A 1,184-nucleotide genomic window follows, 5' to 3' on the forward strand; every position below is an offset into this window, starting at 1 on the left:
GAGCACATGCTTATGTCTGAGATTGAAATCATCACCGACGGTGGCCGCCGTCGCCGTTGGTCTGCCGCCGAGAAGGTCCGAATCGTCGAGGAGACGTTGTATGACGGCGAGAGCATTTCCGCCGTGGCACGCCGCAATGGCGTTGCGCCTAATCTCCTCTATCGTTGGCGTCGGCTGATGCTGGACGGAGGGAGTGTCGCAGTGGCTGGTGACGACGACGTGACGAGCAACCGGACTGTGCGGCAGATGGAGGAGCGTATCCGCGAGCTGGAGCGCCAGCTGGGGCGCAAGACGCTCGAGGCAGAGATCCTTCGGGAGGCGTTGGAAAAGGCGCAGTCAAAAAAACGGACGTTGCGCGCGCTGTCGCCGCTGAAGGAGGGTTCCCGGTGAAGGCCGTGGCTGACACCCTGGGCGTGTCCCGGTCGAACCTGCACGCGCGGCTGAACGGGAGCGCGAAGCCGCGTCGGAGCTATCACAAGGCTCAAGACGCGGCGTTGCTGCCACGTATCCAGCGGCTGGTGGCGGCGCGCCCGACCTACGGATACCGGCGGATCGCGGCGCTGCTGAACCGGGAACTTCGGGCCGCGGGTCTGGACCCTGCCAACCACAAGCGCGTCTACCGGATCATGAAGAACAGCAACCTGCTGCTCGAACGCTCCGGGATGGAACGGCCCGAGCGCACCCACGACGGCAAGGTGATCATGATCCGCTCGAACCTCCGTTGGTGCAGTGATGGCCTGGAGTTCACCTGCTGGAACGGCAACGTCGTCCGGGCCTCCTTCCTCATCGATGCCCACGACCGGGAGATCATCGCCTGGCGGGCCGTCGTCAATGCCGGGATCAGCGGTTCCGACGTTCGGGACATGCTGCTGGAGGCCGTCGAGAAACGCTTCGGTACTCACCGTGCGCCGGAGGTGATCGAGCTCCTGTCCGACAACGGCAGCGCCTACACGGCGAAAGACACCCGCATCTTTGCCCGACAGCTCGGCCTCATACCCTGCTTCACGCCGCTGAAGAGCCCGCAGTCGAACGGCATCTCGGAGGCATTCGTCAAGACGCTCAAGCGCGACTACGTTCGCGTCAATCCACTGCCGGACGCCGAAACCGTCCTGCCCTTGCTGGACACCTGGATCGAGGATTACAACGACAACCACCCACACTCCGGCCTGAAATGGCGCTCGCCC

1 protein-coding gene is annotated in these 1,184 nt (G+C 64.2%); it reads left to right on the forward strand.

Annotated elements, in window-relative coordinates; all coding sequences use genetic code 11:
- Positions 1 to 1,184, forward strand: a protein-coding gene (locus tag ACFQ2S_RS24715; RefSeq protein WP_386079413.1) for an IS3 family transposase whose coding sequence is annotated in 2 segments (ribosomal slippage) — positions 1 to 334 and positions 334 to 1,184 — 1,185 coding nt annotated over the 2 segments. Because the reading frame shifts where the segments join, the coding sequence is not laid out codon by codon here. This gene is flagged as partial in the annotation.

This window comes from Tropicimonas aquimaris, from assembly GCF_042676185.1.
GTDB classification, from domain to species: domain Bacteria; phylum Pseudomonadota; class Alphaproteobacteria; order Rhodobacterales; family Rhodobacteraceae; genus Tropicimonas; species Tropicimonas aquimaris.